Here is a 23,304-nt window from a genome sequence, read left to right as displayed (position 1 = left end):
ATTGAAAATAGACTCTAAGTACTGATTATCATATCTTTTTGATTGGATTTATCTTACTATCGTTTTGTTTTTATAAGCACAGGGAAGAATGCTATGAGCGGTGGGGATGATTTAGTTCTTCATAATCCTGTAGAGGATGGAGAACTCTCTGCTATTTTCATGATACGAAACCCTTCAGGAATACATGTACGTCCGGCAGGAACTATTGTTAAATTATTTGATGGCGAAGATTGTGAAGCAACTTTCACTTATTTAGGAAAAACAGTGAATGCTAGGAGTGTCATGAGTATTCTTATGTTAGGAGCTTCTTATAATGGAGAGATCACTGTGCGAATAAAAGGCCCTTCGGCTTCTCGTGTAATGCAAAAACTAGCAGAGGTTTTTAATTCTGGATTCGGAGAGTTATAAATGGGCGCTACGAGTCAAAAGGAATTGCAGCAAGAGTTTGTGATTGTAGGAGAGCCTGTTGTTCCTGGAATAGGATTGGGTAAATCTTTATTGCTAGGAAAATCTTCTTTACGAATACGAGAGTTGACTCTCCCTCAGGAAGAAGTGGAGCATGAGATCAATCGTTACTATAAGGCTTTAAAAGAATCTCGATCAGATCTTGCTGCTTTGGAAAAAAAAGCTAAGGGGAAGCAAGGGTATCAGGAAATTGCTTCTATTTTACAGGCACATCTGGAAATTATAAAAGATCCTCTTCTTACGGAAGAAGTTGTTAAAACCATTAGAAAAGATCGTAAGAATGCCGAGTTTGTTTTTTCTTCTGTAATGGGGGAGATAGAGAAATCTTTATGTGCTGTGCAAAAAACAACAGCTATAGCTGTAGATCGTATTCAGGATATTCATGATATTTCTAATCGTGTGATTGGACATTTATGTTGTCAGCATAAAAGTTCCTTGGGAGAGTCCGATCAGAACTTGATCGTTTTTTCAGAAGAGCTCACTCCTTCGGAAGCTGCCAATGCAAATCCCAAGTACATAAGGGGATTTGTATCTTTAGAGGGTTCAAAAACTTCGCATACAGCAATTGTGTCATTAGCGAAAAATATTCCTTATGTGGCTAATTTTTCTGCCGAGTCTTGGCAAAGAATCAGAGAATATAACGGAAACTTAGTTCTGATTAATGGGGAGAAAGGAGAGATAACGTTTAATCCTAAGTTGAGTACGATCCAAGCCTATTATCGTAAGCAATCAGCAGTGTCAATGACTGTCCCTATTCAGATAGAAAAAACACAGCCTCTCATTTCTCTTTCTGCCCAAATAGTAGGAGTGGATGAATTAGGGTCTATTTCAAGAGAGTTTCCAGGAACTACTATCGGTTTATTCCGTTCGGAATTCATGGCATTTTCTTTAGGAAGGCTTCCTTTTGTTGAGGAACAAGTTGCTGAATATACCAAATTAGTTCAGTTTTCCTGTTCTGATATCAATGTGCTGCGATTATTTGATTTTGGAGAGGATAAGGTGTGTCCTTTTATAGCCTCTGCTCATCGGTCTGTACGTTGGCTATTGGAGCAAGAGACTATTTTAAGAGGACAATTGCAAGCGATCGCTATAGCTTCTCGACAAGGGAAATTAAAAGTTCTGATTCCAGGAGTTCTGGATGCTTCTGAGATTATTTTAGTGAAGCAGATGTTTCAAGAGGAAGTGCAGTTACAGAATGGGATTAGTGAGAATATCATTTGGGGAAGTATGATAGAGATCCCCTCTGCAGTTTGGATGATAGAGGAGATCCTACAGGAAAGTTCTTTTATTGCTTTAGGAACAAATGATCTTGCTCAGTATACACTGGGAATGTCTAGAGAACGCTCTCTCCCAGGTAATTGGAAACAAGTGCCCCACCCTTCTGTCATTAGAATGATTCATTATGTTGCCGCGCGAGCAAAACAAAGAAATATTCCAGTATCCGTATGTGGGGAGATGGCTGGAGATCATCTCCTTTTGCCCATGTTCATAGGGTTTGGAGTGCGGGAATTATCTGTTGTGGCTCCCGCAATACATTCTTTAAAAATGAGATTGTTAGCCTTGAATTCAAAGGAGTGCTCTCGACTAGCAAAACAGCTATTGCGGGCAAGAACATATGAAGAGGTTCACAAACTCCTGAACATGTAATAGGAGGATTAGAAAGGCATTCCCATGTGCATAGCGGACATTTCGCTATCCAAAGCAGCTTTTGCTGCTTTAAATGCTGCACGAAATAGGTCTGCTACAACTTCGGGATCTTCAGGATCTAGACAATCAGGTTTGATTTTAACATCAACTAGATTGCATTTCCCATTAATGGTCACAGATACAAGACCATTTCCAGCCTCTCCAGAGAAACGTTTTTGCTCGAGAGAGGCTTCCATTTCCATAAATTGGCGTTCCATTAATTTGGCTTCTTTTTTCTTTTTAGCGTAACCGCTACCCATGTTTCGGCTCCTTAGTTAAAACTCCAGAAAATTCTACAACAGCAAATTGTAATAACGTATCAATAGCAGCAGCTTCAGAACAGGAAGGGGTGCTCGATGAAGGAGCAGATACTTCTTGATTAAGGGTTTCTTTCTTAGGCTGCGAAGGGGGTGGGGTTAGTAAGCTCCCCTGAGAAAATTTGGCTTCTACTGGTTGTGGTAATGCTTTTACTTCCTCTTTAACGATAGATTTGGTGGGGGAGGGGCCAGGATCTAGCACTGGGGAAGAAGGGATTGGGCGTAATGGAGATTGGGCGGGTTGTTTTATTTGCGAGACAAGTTGAGAAAGCGTAGGGCGAGAATAGATTCGCAGAAGGCGAATAATCACTGTTTCTAAAAATGTTTTTTCAAAAAGTGCAAGATTGACATGTCGAGCAGACTCGCCCAGAAAATCAAGAATTTCTAGTAAACTTTCAGAAGAGTACTTAACAGCTATAGAATCAAATTTTTGAGAATGCTGTTTTAAAAGTAAGCTGCGGAAAAGCAATGTCAGATCTTGAAGAAAGTGAGCTGGTGCCACCCCCATATGCATAGCGTCGGAGACTGGGGAAAGAGCTTGTTCATAGTTTTGGGTGGTGATGGCTTCTGCTATTTGGTATAGCGTGTCATCGGAAAGAATCCCAAGAGCCTTAGCTGTGTCTTCTGGGGTGAATGACTCAGGGAAAAGGCCTACTACATAGTCATAAAGCGACTCGGCATCGCGGAGGCTTCCTTGTGCGGCCTTGGCAATGGGAAGAAGAGCTTCTCGAGAAGCTTCTATTTTTCCTAATTTTGCGATGGTTGTCAGTTTATCAATAATAGTCTCTTCAGGAATACGTTTTAAGAGCATTTTTTGACAGCGACTGGATATGGTATTAGGAATTTTTGCAATTTCTGTAGTAGCAAGGAAAAATTTTACATGTGCAGGAGGTTCTTCTAATGTCTTCAGTAATGAATTAAAAGCTTCCTTGGTCAGCATGTGCACTTCATCGATAATATAAATTTTATATCGGGATTTTGAAGGAACAAAGAGGACAGTTTCATTAATTTGCCGAATATCTTCGATTCCTCGATGAGAAGCTCCATCGATTTCCATGACATCCATTGAGGTGCCAAGAGAGATTTCTTTACAAATAGCACACTGGTTGCAGGGTTCTTGATTTTCTGTTGGGGACTGGCAATTTAAGGCTTTAGCAAATACTCGTGCTAATGTTGTTTTTCCAGTTCCGCGAATTCCAGAAAATATATAGGCATGGGCGGAACGATTGAGTCGAAGAGAATTTTTGAGTATGGACACGACCATATCTTGTCCAAGAATCTCTGAAAAAGTATTGGGACGATGTCTTCTTGAAGAAACTTGATAAGAGGTCATAACTAAAAGAACCGTATGCTATCCTGATAAAGGAAACTGCGAGTGGATTTCGCGAGTCTCTTTTCCTGACTAGTTTACGCATTTTCCCCTGTATTAATCTACTCTAACTTATTCGAAAGGGAGGGAGATTGATTAATCCCTGAAAAAATGATTCGACTACTGGTTTTATCTGTTTTATGCCCCATTTGTATCAAAAAATCTGCATATTGAGAGAAGGCAGGGTGATTTTCGATAATAACCACAGTATGTCCCAAGGATACCAGGGTTTTTAGCTGAGAAAGTAAAGTGTACTTTTGTTGGTTATCGAGAGAAGTAGCTACTCCATCTAGCAAGAATAGAGTGGGATGTTTGGGGGGAAGGAATAAGTATTTAGTTATTTTTATAGCAATTTTTTCACTCAAAGAAAGAGAAGACATGTTTTGCCCTAAAGGCAGGTATCCTAGTCCATTGGCGATGAGAGTTTGTAAAGGTTTTTGAACTTTTTTTAAGAAAGAGAAATCCTTGGCAACTTCATTTAGTGATGACTGTAGCAACTGTCCGAAATGCTTGCCTTCATACACAACTTCCTGAACAAGCGGTTGTACGCGAAATCCTCCGCATGTTGGGCAGGAACGTTTTTCCATAGCATAAAAGGCTCGATCTATTAATTGATACCCAAGTCCCCAACAATCGGAGCACTGTCCTTGTTTTGTGTTGGGACTAAACATGGAAGCAGAAATATTTAGCGCTTTTGCTTGTGTTAAGGAAGAAAAAAAGTTTCGTAATGATGGAGCAATATCGAAATAAGTACTGATATCGGAGCGAGAAGAAGCGGGTTGAGGATGGGAATCTAGAAAAATAATTTCAGAGAATAGAGAAGGATCTTTTTCAAGCATAGCGCAGCCGCTTTTGTAAATCCCTTCTAATAGTAAAGTAGTTTTCCCAGATCCTGATACTCCAGAAATGGTTGAGAGGCTGCGTAAAGGAATAGAAAGGTTGTCTATTTGGATAGCTGAGGTTAATACAGAGACAGATAGTTTTGGAATTTGGTCAGAGATGTATGTGCTTTGGGATATAGGTTGGAGATCTCTGAAAGCACTAGTCTCTAATAGGTAGCCTCCGTTAGGACCTGGTTCAGGGCCTAGATGGATAACGTGATCTGCGTGTTTGGAAAGAGATCCCTCTCTATCTGTTACTACTACAGTGTTATGATTGGCTACGAGATCTTTAATAACAGATAGCAAGGAAGGCGCATCTTTAGGATGAATACCTGCCAAGGGATCCTCTAAGAGGTAGATCACATCTGTAAGTCCTGAAGAAAAGGCTTTTGCCAGTAAAAGTTGGTAACGCTCCCCATCACTTAAAGAACTTTGCTCTTGTCCTAGGATAACCTGGCTCAGACCAACGCGTTCGAGAAGCTCCAGTTTCTGGAAAATATCTGAAACAAGAGGGAGATCTTTCCCTAAAGAAAGAAGGAACTTTTTAAGAAAGGGGACATCTGATTGATAAATATCTGATAAAGAGATGTCGTGAATACGAGTACAATGCTCGTAGGTATAGGTGCCGTTCCCTTGACATTGGTTACATGGAGTTTCTGAGATAAGGTAGGTCGGGAAATTCGTTGTAGGATGCGCTAGCATAGCTTTCGTACATAAAGCATCAAAACCTGGGTTTTGCAGAGTTCCTAAACAGAGCTTTTGAAAAGAATGGTCATCCATTTCTTGAAATAGAGCAATCGATGGAATTCCCAATTCTTCGAGAAGAGGATAGATTGGAGTAGGATCCTGATTAGGGAAGAGGCTAGTGAATAGGGATAGAGGGGTATGTTCTGCAAAGCGGTTTTTATATGGAAGTATAGAAAATGTGCTTAAAGAGCCGTTTCCATGACAAAAAGGACACAGATGCGTTGTGTTATCATTACTGGGGAATGAGTTCCCTAAGGAGTCTTGTAATCCTAATTGGTAAGTTTTAGAAGTAGTTATTCCATAGTTTTCAATATGAAGACGGATGGAGGAGGATTTGCTAAAGGCCAAAGAGAGCGAAGACAGAATGGATGGGATGTTTTTTTCAAGAATTTTTACATGATGAATGACAAGAGCTGGGGACTCTAAACAATCTGGGAACGGCCCTTCTAGATCATAGAGCTGTTCGTTAGCATAAAGCTTTAAGAATCCCTCCCGCAGCATTTCTTGAGTATAAGAGAAAAAATCTTCTTCTGGAGGGAAGGGGATGGTGATTGTTACGTATCCTTGAGCGTAATTTTCTAGCAATTCTTCTGCGATAGTCTGAGGAGAGACTTCTTTTAATAGATCTCCTGAGACAGGGGAATAAGGGCGTCCTATTTGGGTAAAAAGCTCCTCTAGCATATCAGAGATTTCTAACGCTGATGCCACAGAGTGACTCGAGTTTTTTGCACTATTTTTTTCTATAGCGATAACTGGAGACAACCCTATTACCTTGTCCACGGAAGGAAGAGGAGTTTTCTTTATGAGTGCTTGTCGGATATAGGGAGGAAATAGTTCTGCATAGGAGATATTGCCTGCAGCATGAAGTACATCAAATACCAAGGAATGTTTTCCTGAAGCTGAAGGGCCTGTCACTGTTGTTAGCGCATAGCGAGGAATAGAAACATCGATATGTTTGAGATTATGGTGATGAGCATTTGTAATAATGATTGCCGCAGGAATAGGAGGCTGTTGTCTCAGATCCGGAAGATGGGGAAGTTCTTGGTGTTGAGATAGAAAAGGACGAAGGGCTAAGGATGTAGGGGTATGCTTATGAATGAGTTCTTCAGGAGAGCAAGAGGCTATGAGACACCCCCCTTTATTTCCTCCCTCTGGTCCAAGTTCCAGCACGTAGTCAGCAATTTTTACTACATGCATGTTATGTTCGATAATCACAACAGAATGTCCTTGGTCAGTTAGGGATTGTAAAACATGAATCAATTGTTTGACGTCATGAGTGTGGAGACCTGTTGTGGGCTCATCTAGAACATAAAGAGTAGGGTGTTTAACAGGATTAGATAGTTCGCATGCAAGCTTTAATCTTTGAATTTCCCCTCCAGATAAACTATAGAGGGGCCTTCCAAGAGGAAGATATTGTAATCCTAAGGTACACAAAGCTTGAATTTTGTTATGAATGCTGGGTTGATCTAAAAAGAAACTTTCAGCTTCATAAGCCGTCATTTCAAGAATATCTGCGATCGTTTTGTTTTTATAACGGATTTCTAAGACCTGAGGAAGGAATCTTTTCCCTGAACAAGAAGGACATGTTATGGAATCCTGGTTATCCATAGCAGTTATGGATCCAAGACCGCCACATTCTGAGCAAGCTCCTAAGGGAGTATTGAAGCTAAAGTGACTTTTTGTTAACCCTAGAGGTTTGCAGCGAGGTTGCTCAGCAAATAACTGACGGAGTTCATCAAAAGCTTTGATATAAGTTAAAGAGATAGAGCGCTGTGATCTTCCAGGGAGATCTCTATTGATATGCACCAGCCGGGATAGTTTCCCTTGAACAGCAAGATTGGGGCAGGAACCTTGTTCGATAAATTCTTCCACGCAGGGGACCAGCGTGTCGTTAATAAGAGAAGATTTCCCGGAGCCAGAAACCCCAGTTACGACAGTTAATTGTCCCAAGGGAATGGAAACAGTCAGGTTTTTAAGGTTGTGTTTATTTGCCCGGGATAGGGTTATAGAACCTAAAGAGGTCTGGCGTTTAGCAGGGATAGGAATTTGTTGCTCTTGACGAAGATATTGCGCTGTTAAAGAGTGGCTGTTTGCTAAAAATTCCTTAGGGGTTCCATTAAAAACCACTTCCCCACCAAAAATTCCGGCTCCTGGTCCGACATCAATGACTCGATCTGCAAGGGAGATCATTTGTTCATCATGTTCGACGAGTAGGATTGTATTTCCTTGGTCACGGAGTTTTTTGATGACATCCATTAGCTTATAGGTATCTTGTGGATGTAGTCCAATTGAGGGTTCATCCAAAACGTAGGTGACACCCATAAGCTCGGCTCCTAAGTGCTTAGCCAATGCCGTGCGCTCTTGTTCTCCTCCGGAAAGAGTGTTTACGGATCTTTCGGGAGAGAGATAGGGAAGCCCCAAGTCTATCAGCATGGCAAGGCGAGCCTTTAGTCCCTGAATGACCTCTTCTATAGCAGGATCTTTTGGAGGAAGCTGGTTCAGAAAAATAAATAACTCTTGAAGAGACATCTGTTGCAGATCTGCAAAGCTCTTGCCATGCCATTTAGCAGCATTAGCATAATCGCTGAGCCCAGTTTTTTGACATCTAGGACATTCAGTGTAAGAGGTCCCCTTAGGGAGATAACGAGAAGGCTTATTTGCAAATCGGATTTTTTCTCCAATTTCGTTCAGCACGCCTTTCCACTGCTTATGCGTTTGAGTTGTTTTTCCTAAAGTTCCGTCAAACAGTTTGACTGGCAAAGAGAGGCCTTCTTTCCCATATAAGAAGATATGCTGGATTTCAGGAGACAGATCCTGCCATGGAGTACTAAGACTAAATCCTAAGTTATCGGCTAAAGATTGATAGATTGTTTTGTATAAAAGAATGGAGCAGCTACCAGCGAAAGGACAGCAGTTCTTTTCGATAGAGAGGTTTTGCTGAATGATAGAGGGATCGTTAATGGATACAAAAATTCCAGAGCCATGGCATTGAGGGCAACGATCCTTATGGCTATGAGAAGAAAAAAGATCTGGGGATAATGGCGTGTAGGTGTTTTGTGTTTCTGGAAGAGTGGTTTGTGTAGAAAAGACACGTTTTTGATTGTCGAAGTGCAAGCAACATTCTCCATGACCAATGTCTAGCGTTGTGAATAAGCTGACTTTTAAGCGTGGAGTATTAGAAGCATTTTTGATCAGCGTATCAATAATGAGCTGAGAAGGAACAGGAACTCCTGTTGCAAGAAATTTGTGAATAGGAGAGATCTCTCCATCGATTAAGATTTTTGTGAAGCCCTGGCGGAGACATTCTCGGACTCTCAGTATATCTCCTGCGGGCAATGGAGCTAGTAGAGTGAGTTGAGTTCCATCTGGAATAGCCGCTATTTCAGCTAATATTTTTTCTTTGCTGTACAAGGTTAAAGGGCGTAGCGTAATGGGATCGTAGGCTTGTCCGTCTAACGAGAACAGTAAAGCTAGATAAGAGTTGATTTCCGTTGTACTGCCAACAGTCGCATGTACGTGTTGAGCAAAAAAATTTTGTTTAACAGCAACGGTGGGAGATAATCCTTCAACCTTTTTTACAGCAGGGTCTGGTAGAGAGTGTATTCTTGTTGCGAAAAAGGAGGGCAGGGTCGTGATGTAACGTTTCCTGCCTGCTGCATAAATAGTATTGAAAGCAAGAGAAGACTTTCCAGAGCCAGAGACCCCAGTGAATAAAACGATTTCTCTGGGACAGAATTCTACCGTAACATTTTTTAAGTTTCTTACGGTGATACCGGAAAGTCTAACAATAGAAGGCATGCTCGTAAACTATATAGGTTAAAAATTTACAGAGTTGGTCATTCAAGAGAAGGAGATAAAACATCGTTTACAGTAGTCAGAGTAAGGTTATTCGTGTCCTGCATCCCTGCTCCTCGGCTAAAAACAAGAATTTTATCATAGTTTGAAAGGATTCCTTTCTCTACTCCATAGACACAAGCTTGGTGGCGCCAAACTGTTCGGTTAGATTCTGAGGTTAGCATAGGGTATACGCCCCATTCTACTGCTAAGCGATAGTATACATTGCGGTTTGGGGTAACGGCAATAATGGGGAGATAGGGACGATATTTAGAAAGAAACATGGGAGATCCCCCAGTTTGGGTGTATACAATAATCGCTTTAGCAGAAGCTTTCTCAGCGATTTGGATCCCTGAAGCGCCTATTGCTTCAAGATAAGGAGAGACTTTGAGAGCGCTATTTTTGTCATTGAGTTGGAAAAAGGCTTGGTAATCAAAGGATTTTTCCGTTTCTTGGATGATCGAGCGCATAGTTTTTACAGCTTCTATAGGATAAGTTCCTGAAGCAGTTTCTCCTGATAACATCACAGCGGAAGTTCCATCGTGGATAGCATTAGCTACATCGGAAACTTCGGCTCGTGTAGGAAGGGGATTGCGAATCATTGACTCGAGCATTTGTGTTGCGGTGATACAAAAACGGCCTGTTTCTCTGGACACACGAGCCATAAATTTTTGTAAGGCAGGGACTTCAACGATAGATAATTCGATGCCGAGATCTCCTCGTGCGATCATAATTCCATCAGAAGCTTTGGCTATTTCTTGGAAATTTTGTACCCCTAAATGATTTTCTATTTTGGCAATGATCGGCATATTTGGCCGGCCGAAGTTTTCTAAAACTTTACGCATGCTATCGATGTCTTCGTTACATCGGACAAAAGATGCTGCGATAAGGTCAAGTTCTTGTTCGACCCCGAATTTTAGATCCGTGATATCCTTCTCTGTCATGAAGGGGAGGGCTACGTCTATATCTTTGATGCTAAGTGATTTATTAGACTTGATTTCTCCTGAATTCTGAAATTCTATCTCAATGAGATGCTCTTGAGCATTGACAACTACGGCTTGGATATATCCATCATCAATCAGGACGGGAGCGCGTTCGCGAACGAAAGGGAACACGCAGCTAGGATAAAGAGTGACTCCAGCTTCTTTGGATCCCAAAATTTCTTTACTGGTTAAAGTGAGACGGTCTCCTGGCTTCACTTTTATAGGAGATTCTACTTGGCCTAAACGAATTTCTGGTCCTTTTGTATCCAACATAATAGCTAAAGGGACTTGGCGCTTTTCGCGTAGTTCCTTAAGAATAGCAATGGTCCGGCCGTGGCTTTCGTGGGTACCATGACTGAAGTTAAGACGCGCTACATTCATCCCCGCATCAAGAAGTTTTTCAAGCATTTCTGGGGTGTTTGTTGCAGGGCCTATTGTACAAATAATTTTTGTTCTAGCGATCATAAAGCGGGATCCCAGTATTAGTAAGAGGAATATTTTCTTAGGATATCCAAAATGAAAGAAGCCTTCAACTATACAAAATATTTAGCGATGGGGAGGGGTAAACTTTGAAAAAGTGCTAGATGGGAATAGGTGCTGAAAAATTAAAATGCGCGAGAATCTTCAGGGTGATCTGATCGCTAGTTAACCCAATCATATTTAAAATCGTTTCAGGATTCCCATGAGGAATAAATATATCAGGAATACCTAAAGAGAGAACATCGGTTTTAAGATTGTGGTTATTTAAGAAGAGAAGGAATTCTGCGGATAATCCCCCATGAATAGAGTGCTCTTCTAAAACGACTACTTTTGAGTGATGGGAAAGCAGTGTTTGCAGAAGTTCTGTATCTAAAGGTTTAATAAAAATGGGATCAACAACAGTGGTAGAGATCCCATGATCAAGAAGTTGTTCTTTGACTGCTAGAGCAGTATCACACATGTGTCCAAGGGCTATTAATAATAGATCGTCTCCTTGGCAAAGAACTTCTGCTTCTCCAGGGAAAATAGGACTAAAAGAAGGATTGGAGACTTCTTTACGAGTAGAGAGGTTGGGGTATCGAATCGCGCAAGGGGACTTCCAAAGTAAAGAAGAGAATAGCAGTCTTTCAAGAACGCTGGCGTTTCTCGGCTGGCAAACTACCATATTAGGCATAGAACATAGGAACCCTAAGTCATAAATTCCATGATGGCTTCGCCCATCATGGAAGGCTAACCCTGCTCGGTCAATAGCAAAAATCACGGGGAGTTCTTGCATGCAGACATCGTGAAATACGTTATCCATAGCTCGGTTTAAAAATGTGGAATAGATAGAACAGACTACAGGAGTGCCGCTTCGAGCTATTCCTGCCGAAAAAGTCACGGCATGGCCTTCTGCTATCCCTACATCAGTGAAGCGATCAGGGAATTGTTTACGGAAATCTTCTAAACAAGATCCCAAGGACATGGCAGGAGTCACGACTTGCAAGCGAGGATGTTTTTCCCCTAATTGGCATAGGATATGGCCTACATGCTGAGGGAAAGAAGAGGGTGTTTTTACTTCAGAACTAAGAGGTTTTTTCTTGGGGGAATGATTTTTGAAATAAGCTTTTACTCCGTGATAGAGAGCTGGGTCTTTTTCGGCCTCAGCCAAACCATTGCCCTTAGCTGTGCATACATGAAAAAGAACGGGGTAGGGGAGCCCTTTGACTGCTTCTAAAGCAGGAATGAGTTTTTTAATGTTATGTCCGTCGAAAGGACCTACATAATGGATGCCAAATTGTTCAAATAAAGGATGAGATAAAGATTTTAGAGCAATATCCACCTTGTGCAACAGTTCGCTTTTTTGTCGTGAAAAACCAGGAATTTTTCTCATCCAGGAATGTATTTTCTGGAATATTTTATCGAACTTTGGGGGCTGAATCCACTGAGAGATTCCCTGAGGGATATTGCCTACATTCTCAGAGATCGACATTTGGTTGTCGTTAAGGACAATAATAAATTTCGATAAGTCAGAGGGAACATTATTCAGAGCCTCTAGGGTGAGCCCACAAGAAAAAGCAGCATCTCCGAGTATAGGAAGAATATGCGAAGAGCCGTGGGATGCTCCCTTAGCTAACCCCAATGCTAAAGAAAGAGCATTTCCAGCATGTCCAGAAAAAAAAATGTCATGATTGGATTCCTGGGGGCTTGTAAATCCACTTAGTCCATTATCATGTCGTATATTAGAGAAGGCTTCTGTATTACGTCCTGTTAGTAGTTTGTGTACATAAGCTTGGTGTCCAACGTCAAAAATGAATTGATCCTCAGGAGAAGCGAAAACATAATGTAAAGCAACAGTGAGCTCAACTATGCCTAAATTGGAAGCTAAATGGCCTCCTGTTAAAGAAAGGGTCGCAATAATTCTGTTACGGATTTCATCGCATAACAAAGGAAGTTGATCTAGAGATAAGGAACGCAGCTTTTGAGGGGAGCTAATATGTTGTAGAAGAGGGGAGATCATGCAGGCTCCCCAGGGATAAAGGGATGCTTAATAGGGTTGCCTGAAGCATCTTTAACGATAGAACCATCGGAGTTTAATTGTAGTTGAAAACTGTGCTGCTCGACACGACTCAAATGAGTCTCTCCTTGGTGAATGAGAGAAAACATCTCCTCGTAGATGGCCAGGGTGGCCTCTATGGAATGGCAACTATCCAGTTCCTTCTGTAAGACAAGAAGGCGTTGTATAATGTCATCCAAATGACTTGCGTCGGGAACAAAGACTTCTTGCATAGCCGATTATGATTCGCTCCGTTGATCGGAGAGCTGTTTAATACGTGCTTCAACTTCTTGGATGCGGGACTCGCATATGCGCATCAACTGATCGGCTTCTTCATATAAAGCGAGAGAAGCTTCTAAAGCCGTTGTTGGCTGATTCATGAGATCTATAATCTCTTCCAAGCGTTTCATTGCGTCTTCAAAGGGAACTTTTTCCACGTTTTTAGCCTTTTTTGTCATTGTTCAGCCAAACTTCTTTTACTGATAAAACTGCTTCACCGTCTTGGAGGCAGACCCGCACAAGATCGCTTTGCTTAAGAGATTCAGCTGAAATGATAACAGAGTGTTTATTAAAGTCAAAGAGCTGGGCAAAACCTCTTTTCAAAACATTTTTTGGATTCAGAGAGGCCATCTGTTCTTGTACGGACTGGCAGCGTTCCTTAGCTTTGGTTAAAAGGTGCTGTATCATGAAAGAAAATTCTTCTTGTAAGCGAGCAAACCTTTGTAATTTCGTTTCTTGTGAGTTTGCCATTACAAAGTGCAATCTACGAGAAAGTTGGTTTAAAAGATGTTTTGCGTGTTGAGTGCGATGTTGTAAATTAGGTAATTCATTTTTGAAACGAGAAGTATATAGCTGATGTAAAGAGACTTTATTAGAATAAAGTTTATTTTTAATAGCTGATTCAAGAGCTTGATTGAGATTAGACAGGTGTTTTTCTACACGGATTAGGATATCGCTCTTTAGCCAACGCTTATATTGTGCGAGATGCTGTTTATAATGTTCGAGTTTAGCATCTAGAGTTCTTTCTAAGGATAGTCGGGTGTAATCCAAAGTTTGTTGTGCTGTATGGTAAAAATCTGCTGTAGCAAGATGCTTTTTCCAATGAGAGAGAAGATTCTTTTTTGCAGCAATAAATTGTCTCGAGTGGGATGAGAGATGTCGAAGTAAATTTTGAAGCTCTTGGTGATATTGTTCACTGCTTTTACATACAATTTCTGCTGCAGCCGAGGGGGTTGGTGCGCGAACATCTGCAGCAAAGTCACAAAGAGTAAAATCGGTTTCATGACCAACAGCAGAAATAATAGGGATAGAACTTGCTGCAATAGCTTTGACTAGGATTTCTTCATTAAAGGCCCAAAGATCTTCGATGCTACCACCACCCCTGGCAACAATGAGCGTGTCGATTTTAATGTTTTCTTGATTGAAAACTTGAATGGCTCGAGAAATTTCTTGAGCAGCAGTAGGACCTTGTACAGTGACTGGGTATAGGATCACTTGAAATTGGTGACAGCGTCGAGAAAGAACTCGTAAAATATCCTGAATGACAGCTCCTGTAGGGCTTGTGATGACCCCTATTGTTCTAGCTTCAGAAGGAATCTGACGCTTACGTTTGGGATCGAAATATCCTTCCGCAGCGAGACGTTGTTTACGTTCTTCGAATTGTTGTAGCAAATTGCCTTCCCCAGAGAAGGTAAGGGCATAGGCTACGATTTGATATTGACCTCTAGGAGCATAGACGGTGAGTTTCCCGTGAAGAATCACGTAATCTCCGTCTTTGGGCCTACGATCAAAGTATTTGCTGCGGAAATGAAAAAAGGCTCCATTGAGAACAGCCTTACTATCTTTGATAGCAAAGTAAAGGTGTCCACTCGTTTGCAAAGAGACGTTGCTGAGTTCTCCTTTAACCACTACCCGAAGAAAATTTTTTTCTAAAAGATTCTTAATAGAATCTGTAAGGACAGAGACTTCTACAGGAGGAGATGTTATCGACATAGGTACTATGATTTATGAGACAGCGATTTGTTGTATAATAGCAAGAAAACTCTCTACAGATAGAGAAGCTCCTCCAACTAAAAGTCCGTTAACGTCCGGACAGAGAGTAAGTGCGCGAGTATTATCAGCTTTCACAGACCCTCCATAAAGAATAGGAGTGCGCTCGGCAGCATCCTTAGAAATAAGATCTTTGACGACATTTCTACAGAAAGCATGAATTTCTTGAACTAAGTCAGGATTAGCTACTTTCCCTGTGCCGATAGCCCAGACCGGTTCATAAGCTAGAATGAAGGGGGCATGTTCTGGGAGTCGAGATAACCCTACGGTTAGTTGTTCTAAAAGAATATCTTGAGTTGCTCCAGCTTCTTGTTCTTCTAGGGTTTCTCCGATACAAAGAACGGGAACGATTCCGTTACGAATCGCTGCGAGTAGTTTTTCTGCAAGAGAGTGATTTTGTTCATGGAAGATGTGGCGTCTTTCAGAATGCCCAATGAGGACAAAATCGACTCCGATGTCTTTGAGCATTGGAGCTGAAATTTCCCCAGTAAATGCTCCTGAATCCACCTCGTGTAAAGTTTGGGCTCCTAAACGGATAGGGGTATTCTTTATGATTTGCTGACAGGAGGACAGAAGTGTGAACGGGGGTATAATCCCTGTAATGATTTTAGGATTAGAGAGAATTTCACAAGAAACAAAATCTTTTAAGAAGGTCTGAGCTTCGCTAAAAGTTTTGTTCATTTTCCAGTTACCGAAAACAAAATATTGTGATGTTTCGGAGGGGAGAAGACTAGACCAAGTAGGAGAACTTTTTTTATCTGTAAGCATGGAATTTCCGAATAACCTGTGCACTCATTTCGTAGAATAGATCAAAGCGTAATATTCGATTTCTTGCAAGAGGGGCTTATTTTATCCGATTTATTTTTTATTGCTTTGATATAAATCTTTTAGATACGCTAAATACCTTTCCTTATTTTTTTCTTGTTTATTTCGTTAAATAGTTGGTCTTAGACCCTTTATTGTATGAAGGTGAAAATTTGTGGTGTTACGCATCCTGATGATGCTTGGGAAGCTGCTAAAGCTGGAGCTGACTATGTTGGCATGATTTTTGCTAAAGATTCTCAAAGATGCGTTACCAAAGAGACGGCAAAGTGCATTGTAGAAGCAATACGAGATGGTGGTTCGGAACCTGTAGGAGTGTTTTCAGAGCATTCTATAGGGGAAATTATCGCTATTTCCTCGGCAACTGGAATTACTAGTATTCAGTTGTCTGGAAGGAACATTGATTTTAAATTTTCTCAATTACGAGAGTTGTTTTCCATTTTTTATGTTGTGTCTGTCTATTCTAATGGTCAGCCATCAGCAGCGATCCCTCCAATGAGTAACACGGTTACTGTGATATATGATCACATTGGAGGAGAAAGGGGGACACCTTTTGATTGGAGAGCATTTTCTCCATTCCAACATGACAACTGGATGTTAGGAGGCGGAGTGAATCCTGGAAATGTTGGGGAGGCAGTGAGACTTCTTAGTCCCAGGGGGATTGATGTATCTTCAGGAGTAGAGCGTCCTGGTGTTTTACGGAAAGATGTTACCCTCATGCAGGCTTTGATAGATTCTGCCAAAGGAGTGGGGAATTTGACATCGTAATCTTTTTATCTGAACTCCCTCACAAGGAAATCACGTTGTTCGAATCCATCTATTAATCCTATAAGTGAATAGCTTGAATGAATACCCAGTGTCTACTGGGTATTCATCAAAGATATTTTCTAAGTCACTGAGTATCAAAATTTCTCTTTCGTTGCTTGTAATCGTTAGTTTTCCCTACCATTCCCCACGGCTTTATAGCCAATCACATAGGGGATAGGTGGTAAAACTTCTTTAGAGTAGTTGCGTTCTCCCCATAATTTAGTAGTCAAGATAGTTGAATCGAAAACTCTACCGTTGAAGCAGCGGGAAAACGAGGTTTTCCAGCTAATTTGCTCCAAAATGATGGAGTTTCTGCATTAATGATATAGAATTATGAGTCATAAAAGTTTTTCCGTTCTTACAGTACAGGAGCAGGGTAAGGAATTTGAGAAGTATTGTAAGTGGCTTTTAGAGTGCGATCCTGAGTACAAACTTGAGTTAAAGGAGGTTTGGCTTCAGGCGGATTGTCCAATGGAGATCAAACGGAAACTGAGTCTGCAACAAGATACAAAAGACCGAGGTGTCGATCTTATTGCAGAAACTTATACAGGTGAGTTTTGGGCGATCCAGTGTAAATGTTATGACCCACAATCCCGTATTGAACGGAGAGATATAGATTCATTTCTCTCCTTTTCTGCTAAGGTCGATGAATCTTTACGAGCACGTTTTTCATTGCGATTACTGCTTCATACAGCGCCTCTCAGCGTGTCTTGTAAGTTCGAGATTAATAATCAAGGGAATGTTAGCTCGCGATATCTCAAAATGGAGGAATTCAATAGATGGAGAAACTCCCGAATACCTCTGCCTAGACCCAAACTTAAAACTCCTAGACCCCATCAAGAAGAAGCGATTCGTGCCATTGAGGAGGGATTTGCAACACATGATAAAGGTCGTATTTATATGGCTTGTGGCACAGGGAAATCTCTTGTTGGATTATGGGTCGTTCAGAAACTGCAATGTAAGTACACACTTGTTCTAGTTCCTTCGATTTCGCTAGTGGATCAGATGTTTCGTGAATGGGCAAATAACACCGATTTCTACACATTCCGTCCTATTTTTGTTTGCTCAGACGATACTGTTGGTAAAAAAAGAAAGAACGATGATGAGGATATGTCTGTTTCTGAGCTAGGGTTCCCAGTAACGACGGATCCAACAAGAATTCTAGAATTGCTGAAAAAAGAACCTAATGTTCCAAAAATTATTTTTTCTACGTATCAGTCTTCTCCTAAACTATTCGAAGCTTGTGAGAGAGAAAAGGACTTAATTTTTGATCTTGTTCTAGCAGATGAAGCGCACCGTTGTGCGGGGAAAGTGGATACCGCTTTTTCTACTGTCCATAGGTTAAGATCTCGGTGCAGATTGTTCATGACGGCTACCCCAAGGATTTATTCTACTCAGGTAAAGGCTCTATCTAAAGATCAAGGGTTTGAGATCGTTTCGATGGATGATGATGAGAAATTTGGTCCGCTATTTTATCAGCTCCCCTTCTCTCAAGCCATTGATAGAGATTTGCTCTGTGATTATGAAGTGGTGATTCCTTTAATGAGCCATGCCCGGTATCGACAGTATGCTGAAGAAGGAGCCTTCGTCCAAGGAGAAGGAATAGGTGTGGAAATTTCCGATCACGGAAATGATGCAAGAACCCTTGCAAGTCAGATTCTCATAGCTAAAACTATGAAACAATATCATCTTCAGCGCACGATTTCCTATCATAGTCGCACGGCTGATGCCAAGAAGTTTGCCGACACCTTTGAAGCAGCTCTTGAGAAGATTGATCAAAACCAACGACCTAAGAAGCTAAACACTAGCTGTATCTTTGGCTATATGACTCAAGGCCATCGGGCCAATATTTTAAGAGACTTTAAACTTACAAAAGAAGTGTCTGTTATAGCGAATGTGCATTGCTTATCAGAAGGAGTTGATCTTCCTATTCTGAATGGGATTGCTTTTGTGGATCCTAAAGGTTCTCATATAGAGATTATTCAAGCTGTCGGAAGGGCGATCAGACAAGCTCCTAATAAAGAAAAAGGTTATATAATAGTCCCTGTTCTCTTGGATGCCGATATCGATCTTATGGATGAAGATAATATCGAACAAGCTTTTGAAAACGCTTGTTTTGGTCCTGTTTGGAATGTGCTCAAGGCCTTGAAGACACATGATGATATGGTATCTGAGCAATTAGATAATTTACGTATAGAAATGGGAAGAGGCAGACTTAAAAATCCTGCTAAACTTTTAGATAAAGTTACGATTATCTTAAATGATGCCTTTCCTATAGATGGTGCAGAATTTGCTAATTCCCTCTCTCCAAAAATATTACCTATTTTTAATAGGAAGGTAATTAAGCAAATATCTGATGGGTGGTACGAACAGTTTGGAGTTTTATTAGACTTTCGAAAGGAACACGGCCACTGTAGAGTTCCTCGTGAGTATCCTAAAAATCCTCAGCTGGCGTCTTGGGTACATGTCCAAAGAAGATGTTTTAAGGCAGGTAAGCTCTCAGAAGATAAGATAGAGAGGATGAATGAGATAGGTTTTATTTGGGATGTTCCTGAAGGAGCGTGGGAGGAGAATTTTCTGGAGCTAAGACACTTCCAAGAAGAGCACGGCCACTGTAGAGTTCCTCGTGAGTATCCTAAAAATCCTCAGCTGGCGACTTGGGTACGCAACCAGAGAAATGATTTTAAGGAAGGAAAGCTCTCAGAAGATAGGATAACAAGGCTAGAAGAGATAGGTTTTATTTGGAAAGTTTTTGAAGGAGCATGGGAGGAGAATTTTTTAGAATTGCAACGCTTCCAAGAAGAGCACGGGCATTGTAGAGTTCCTAGTAGATATCCTGAAAATCCTCAGCTGGCGTCTTGGGTACATGTCCAAAGAAGATGTTTTAAGGCAGGTAAGCTTTCAGAAGATAGGATAACAAAGTTGGAAGAGATAGGTTTTATTTGGAAAGTTTTTGAAGGAGCATGGGAGGAGAATTTTTTAGAATTGCAACGCTTCCAAGAAGAGCACGGGCATTGTAGAGTTCCTAGTAGATATCCTGAAAATCCTCAGCTGGCGTCTTGGGTACATGTCCAAAGAAGATGTTTTAAGGCAGGTAAGCTTTCAGAAGATAGGATAACAAAGTTGGAAGAGATAGGTTTTGTTTGGGATGTTTTTGAAGGAGCATGGGAGGAGAATTTTTTAGAATTGCAACGCTTCCAAGAAGAGCATGGGCATTGTAGAGTTCCTCAGAGGTATCCTGAAAATCCTCAGCTGGCATCTTGGGTAAAGCATCAAAGAGAAAATTTCAGGAAAGGTAAGCTCTCGGGAGATAGGATAGCAAGGTTAGAAGAGATAGGTTTTGTTTAGAATGTCTGTGAAGCAGTCAGGTAGACGGTATGCGCATATGGCATCCTTATTTTAGGAGATCTTCAATCTTGATTAGTTGATGAAGCTGAACTTTTTACTAGGAACTTTAGCTATCATGTCTCGAGAATAGTCTTGCATTCTTTGTCATGGTGATAGGTCCTTTTGGTAGAATCTGCGCAGACGCATGTTGAGTGCATTATCTGAAAAATAAAAAAGTTTTATTGGGTAGTGTGCGCCTAATTTTTTCTGAAAAGAATTCTTATAATCTAGGGGATTCAATCGAAATTCCCTAACAGGTTTCACATGCAGACTAGATGTAAATGGCGCGTAGAGTGTACGTGGACCGATTCCACCTCATTGTGAACCCAAGAGAACTAGCCTTTCAATAAGACTAGATCAGGGAAATGCCAGCCTCAACGGCTTGCAAGTGTGTAGGGAGATTGGGGCAACCTGGATTTGAACCAGGGACCTACGGGTTATGAGTCCGCAGCTCTAACCGCTGAGCTATTGCCCCAGGCTAGAAGAAGGGAATCTTACCACAGGCTATGAATGTTTGGCAAGAGGGAAAGCTTCTCGAAGGGATGACAATTGGATTCATGAATTTTTAGGGTTTCCCCATTGCACCTTTTTTTAGAAAGCGATACCATTCTAGGCTTTCTCTTTTATTTATTGTGGCAACGAATACTGTCGTTTTGGACAGCAGTTTTGTCTTATCTTCGGATAAGAGAGATCGGTTGATAACTTATAACGGCGTGTTGTGTTCTCGGTTTTTTATGTTGGGAGATTGAGCTTGAAGCATTTTGTAATGGCTTAAAGTAAGAATTTCCGTTTAGTTATAAGGACCGCATCACTAAGTTTGCTCAATACCTAAAATAGGGCCTAAGGTTAAGAAAGGTTTAGTAAATATTACAAAGTCAAAAAAAAGCCTTTACTGAACCTTTGGTCCTACAAAGGGCTTTTTTCCTAGTGCTTTAAAGAACTCTTCTAACTCTTTTTTCGATTACGACTTTTTATTTAACGATATCTCGATTAGTTATAGCTGATTGAGAAATTACTTGCGTTTTTTATTAAAAATGAATAGAATTTCTGTTTTTTATATTAACGAAATTCAGAAATGAACTCGCTAGGTTTTAGAAATATTTTTGCCTTCATTCAGTGGCCAAGCTTGTGGCTTGTTGGATGTGTTTGTTCGCAAATTATTTCTTCAAACGTAGCTATTTTTTTACAATCGATGCATACCATTTCCATGCGGTCAGTCGTGATTATCTACGGGAAGAAAGTAATAGACGGAGGATAGGACAGAGCTTAGGTTAGTGGTTTATGTGTATAGAAAAGCTCTTTGTTAGACCTCCAAAGGTTTAACAAAGAGCTTTTTTTTTACTCAATTATAGACTCTGTCATACCTACGGTTGATAGCGATATGGGGTTATTAGAAAAGTTTTTAGTAGTAACAGGGGGCGTATTTAGGGGGAATTATTATGCCTAAGCCATGTTCAAATGACTGCAATCAGAATGAAGGTTGCAGTTTGACTATAGAAGAGGAAATCGAAATAGATTCGAGTGATAGTTCGAGCTCTTCAACAGGGATCTTGTCCACAACTTCTTCTTCTTCGGTTCAATCTACTGCAGAACGGGTGGACAGTGTTATTAGCGATGTGGGCAGTTCTTCGACTTCTGAATCTTTATCAATAGATTTGGGAGTTAATGAAGAAGTGCTTTGCGGAGTGCGTGTTTGTAATTTTAGTGAAGAGGAAGAGAACAGCTTACAAACATCTTGTGAAATTGGATACGTTAATTCGAGCGGATTAGCTAACTGTGGCGTTTGGAGCGATGGTATTAGGTTGAGTGAAATGCTTCAGCAGCCCGTTACGGCCATACCTAATGCAGGGGGATTGGCTTGTGCCTTGCTGACTAGAGGAATGGGTTTGTCGTGCTGTTCTTCGATCTCCCAGTATCATCCAACGGTAAGGTCTTTGCTAGGGACCTGGTCTAGATTTTTTCAAAGATGTGCTTCGGGAAGCTTTCTTCTGATTTATAATGGAGATGGAGGTCTTTTCGTAGAAAGAGCACTTCAGTTGATTCAGTGTCAGGAGTGGCTCTCTCGTATTCGTGTGGTTGGAATAAATCCTTCATTTTTTGTTACCTCAACTTCAAACAGCCACTTTTATTTGAGTCCAGGTAACTTAGGAATGATGTTAGATGTTAGTGGCTTTGTGGCGGCTAGACAAAGAGGATGTATTTCAAGAATTCCGTTTTCCCCCTATACACAAAGTATATTTCCTGAAGTTTGGGATTCTTGTTTCGAATTTGCCTTGCGATTGGAGTTCATGCGTTTAGCAGGGGTGGCCTCCCTATCGGCTGCAAGTTCTCCAGTTAGTGACGATTCGTGTTCATCTCGTTTACAGCTTGTGCGCGTGGTTTCTTCAGAAGAGAGTGTTGGTTTTACCCGCTTACAGGATGCTCTGAGTCAGGATATGACCTCTTCAGTGCACGCCGCGAATCCATTCCCTTTGCCTCACATGCGATTGATTCTTCTATTGACGGGGTTAGCTAGACATACTCTAACCACAAGCAAGGCTGTATATTCGTATTCACCATCTTCATGGGAAGCTTTAGATATGTTCGATGCTATGTTTACAGCTTCTTATATTGGAGGAGTTTTTTCTGAGATTTTCCTGCTATGCACAAACAGGCCTGATAGAGCTTCTCGTATGCGTTTGATTAGGATGTTGGCTAGGTTGTTTGGCTCATGGTCATGGTTGGCTGGGATTATGGAGTTAAGCTCTGGCTACGTAGTGACTATTCGATTATTACTTCAAAGTAGTCCTGGATCTTCCTGCATAAGGAATATGTTATTTTGGATGGAATCTTGCCTTACTCCAGTAATTCTTTTAGATATTTCGGAGAGGAATTGCCCTAGAGTTTGGAGTCGTGTTGTGGGATTGGGTATGAGAATCACTACACCTGCTATTTATAGGGAAGAACGGGAAAGGAATTCCAGGTCAAGTAGTCAGGGAGTAAGCTTAGTTAATGGGCGGCTAGATAGATATGGTCGTCGACAACATGCTGCTGTAGGGGGTTCTTTGGATTTGATATCTCTGACAATGGCTTCTTTAGTACAGTTGATGTTTGTTGGAATAGATGCTTTCAGCTTGAGGTTTCCAGAAGCTTGTCGAAGGGTTCCTTGTAATAATACCTCTTCACCTAATTCTACCGTCATTGCAAATAACACTACTGGATGTGTTGGGGGTAGCATGGTAAAAAATGTTTTCCCTCAAATTACAGGGGTTTATGAAAGCGATCTGCAGACGGGAAGTGTGGCTCGATTGCTCAACACTATACGTATGATATGGTGCGGAGTGATGCTGCTGTACTTTTTATATACAGCATTCCGACTGGTAAGAAATTCTCGTCGTGGAAATTAAATTTTTTTTGATGGGTACAGGGAGCCTAGCCAGTGAGAACCATTGGTTAGGCTCTT

At 41.0% G+C, this 23,304-nt stretch carries 14 protein-coding genes and 1 tRNA gene; 5 read left to right on the top strand and 10 right to left on the bottom strand.

What is annotated here, in order from left to right; genetic code table 11:
- Nucleotides 1-93: 93 nt before the first annotated feature.
- A complete protein-coding gene (locus TC_RS03115) occupies nt 94-408 on the top strand; it encodes an HPr family phosphocarrier protein (RefSeq protein ID WP_010230999.1) in 315 nt (104 codons plus the stop codon).
- Complete coding sequence (ptsP, locus tag TC_RS03110; RefSeq protein ID WP_010230997.1) at nt 409-2,112, top strand: phosphoenolpyruvate--protein phosphotransferase; 1,704 nt, start codon at nt 409-411, stop codon at nt 2,110-2,112.
- Nucleotides 2,113-2,120: 8 nt separating this feature from the next.
- On the opposite strand, the gene TC_RS03105 is transcribed toward ptsP, so the two are convergent.
- The 9 genes from TC_RS03105 to tpiA form a co-directional block, all read right to left on the bottom strand.
- On the bottom strand, nt 2,121-2,411 hold the full coding sequence (locus TC_RS03105) for a YbaB/EbfC family nucleoid-associated protein (RefSeq protein ID WP_010230995.1): 291 nt from the start codon (nt 2,409-2,411) through the stop codon (nt 2,121-2,123).
- Nucleotides 2,404-3,801, bottom strand: coding sequence for a DNA polymerase III subunit gamma/tau (gene dnaX / locus TC_RS03100; protein ID WP_010230992.1), 1,398 nt, complete (start codon nt 3,799-3,801; stop codon nt 2,404-2,406). Before dnaX ends, TC_RS03105 begins: the two co-directional genes overlap by 8 nt.
- A gap of 98 nt (nt 3,802-3,899) precedes the next feature.
- Nucleotides 3,900-9,263 (bottom strand): excinuclease ABC subunit UvrA, encoded by a 5,364-nt coding sequence (gene uvrA, locus TC_RS03095; RefSeq protein ID WP_010230990.1) that lies wholly within the window; start codon nt 9,261-9,263, stop codon nt 3,900-3,902.
- 38 nt (nt 9,264-9,301) lie between these two features.
- The gene (gene pyk, locus TC_RS03090; protein ID WP_010230987.1) at nt 9,302-10,747 is read right to left on the bottom strand and encodes a pyruvate kinase; all 1,446 of its coding nucleotides are present in this window, start codon (nt 10,745-10,747) and stop codon (nt 9,302-9,304) included.
- Nucleotides 10,748-10,862: 115 nt separating this feature from the next.
- A complete protein-coding gene (locus TC_RS03085) occupies nt 10,863-12,761 on the bottom strand; it encodes a 1-deoxy-D-xylulose-5-phosphate synthase (RefSeq protein ID WP_010230977.1) in 1,899 nt (632 codons plus the stop codon).
- Complete coding sequence (locus tag TC_RS03080; RefSeq protein ID WP_010230972.1) at nt 12,758-13,030, bottom strand: hypothetical protein; 273 nt, start codon at nt 13,028-13,030, stop codon at nt 12,758-12,760. Before TC_RS03080 ends, TC_RS03085 begins: the two co-directional genes overlap by 4 nt.
- A gap of 6 nt (nt 13,031-13,036) precedes the next feature.
- A complete protein-coding gene (locus TC_RS03075) occupies nt 13,037-13,255 on the bottom strand; it encodes an exodeoxyribonuclease VII small subunit (RefSeq protein ID WP_010230968.1) in 219 nt (72 codons plus the stop codon).
- Nucleotides 13,239-14,789: an exodeoxyribonuclease VII large subunit gene (xseA, locus tag TC_RS03070; RefSeq protein ID WP_010230965.1), complete on the bottom strand. Its 1,551-nt coding sequence runs from the start codon at nt 14,787-14,789 to the stop codon at nt 13,239-13,241. Before xseA ends, TC_RS03075 begins: the two co-directional genes overlap by 17 nt.
- Nucleotides 14,790-14,801: 12 nt before the next feature.
- Nucleotides 14,802-15,614 carry a triose-phosphate isomerase gene (gene tpiA, locus TC_RS03065; RefSeq protein ID WP_010230963.1) on the bottom strand — a complete coding sequence of 271 codons (813 nt, stop codon included), beginning with the start codon at nt 15,612-15,614 and terminating at the stop codon, nt 14,802-14,804.
- A 195-nt stretch (nt 15,615-15,809) separates the two neighbouring features.
- On the opposite strand from tpiA, the gene TC_RS03060 reads away from it, so the two are divergent.
- Complete coding sequence (locus tag TC_RS03060) at nt 15,810-16,436, top strand: phosphoribosylanthranilate isomerase (protein ID WP_010230961.1); 627 nt, start codon at nt 15,810-15,812, stop codon at nt 16,434-16,436.
- A gap of 372 nt (nt 16,437-16,808) precedes the next feature.
- On the top strand, nt 16,809-19,823 hold the full coding sequence (locus TC_RS03055; protein ID WP_010230958.1) for a DEAD/DEAH box helicase: 3,015 nt from the start codon (nt 16,809-16,811) through the stop codon (nt 19,821-19,823).
- A 441-nt stretch (nt 19,824-20,264) separates the two neighbouring features.
- On the opposite strand, the gene TC_RS03050 is transcribed toward TC_RS03055, so the two are convergent.
- Nucleotides 20,265-20,337: transfer RNA gene (locus TC_RS03050), tRNA-Ile, on the bottom strand.
- Between the two features lie 964 nt (nt 20,338-21,301).
- Between TC_RS03050 and TC_RS03045 the strand changes: the two genes are divergently transcribed.
- Nucleotides 21,302-23,248, top strand: a complete 1,947-nt coding sequence (locus TC_RS03045; protein WP_010230956.1) for a DUF687 family protein — start codon at nt 21,302-21,304, stop codon at nt 23,246-23,248.
- Nucleotides 23,249-23,304: the final 56 nt, after the last annotated feature.

The organism is Chlamydia muridarum str. Nigg (assembly GCF_000006685.1).
GTDB classification, from domain to species: Bacteria; Chlamydiota; Chlamydiia; order Chlamydiales; family Chlamydiaceae; genus Chlamydia; species Chlamydia muridarum.
The sequence above is the reverse complement of the archived record's forward strand: the minus strand, read 5'-3'. Positions and strand labels throughout refer to the sequence as shown.

Excerpts from the sequence above, each read along its gene's own strand:
- TC_RS03115 (WP_010230999.1), top strand. The coding sequence starts at position 94 with ATGAGCGGTGGGGATGATTTAGTTCTTCATAATCCTGTAGAGGATGGA.
- ptsP (WP_010230997.1), top strand. The coding sequence starts at position 409 with ATGGGCGCTACGAGTCAAAAGGAATTGCAGCAAGAGTTTGTGATTGTA.
- TC_RS03105 (WP_010230995.1), bottom strand. The coding sequence starts at position 2,411 with ATGGGTAGCGGTTACGCTAAAAAGAAAAAAGAAGCCAAATTAATGGAA.
- dnaX (WP_010230992.1), bottom strand. The coding sequence starts at position 3,801 with ATGACCTCTTATCAAGTTTCTTCAAGAAGACATCGTCCCAATACTTTT.
- uvrA (WP_010230990.1), bottom strand. The coding sequence starts at position 9,263 with ATGCCTTCTATTGTTAGACTTTCCGGTATCACCGTAAGAAACTTAAAA.
- pyk (WP_010230987.1), bottom strand. The coding sequence starts at position 10,747 with ATGATCGCTAGAACAAAAATTATTTGTACAATAGGCCCTGCAACAAAC.
- TC_RS03085 (WP_010230977.1), bottom strand. The coding sequence starts at position 12,761 with ATGATCTCCCCTCTTCTACAACATATTAGCTCCCCTCAAAAGCTGCGT.
- TC_RS03080 (WP_010230972.1), bottom strand. The coding sequence starts at position 13,030 with ATGCAAGAAGTCTTTGTTCCCGACGCAAGTCATTTGGATGACATTATA.
- TC_RS03075 (WP_010230968.1), bottom strand. The coding sequence starts at position 13,255 with ATGACAAAAAAGGCTAAAAACGTGGAAAAAGTTCCCTTTGAAGACGCA.
- xseA (WP_010230965.1), bottom strand. The coding sequence starts at position 14,789 with ATGTCGATAACATCTCCTCCTGTAGAAGTCTCTGTCCTTACAGATTCT.
- tpiA (WP_010230963.1), bottom strand. The coding sequence starts at position 15,614 with ATGCTTACAGATAAAAAAAGTTCTCCTACTTGGTCTAGTCTTCTCCCC.
- TC_RS03060 (WP_010230961.1), top strand. The coding sequence starts at position 15,810 with ATGAAGGTGAAAATTTGTGGTGTTACGCATCCTGATGATGCTTGGGAA.
- TC_RS03055 (WP_010230958.1), top strand. The coding sequence starts at position 16,809 with ATGAGTCATAAAAGTTTTTCCGTTCTTACAGTACAGGAGCAGGGTAAG.
- TC_RS03045 (WP_010230956.1), top strand. The coding sequence starts at position 21,302 with ATGCCTAAGCCATGTTCAAATGACTGCAATCAGAATGAAGGTTGCAGT.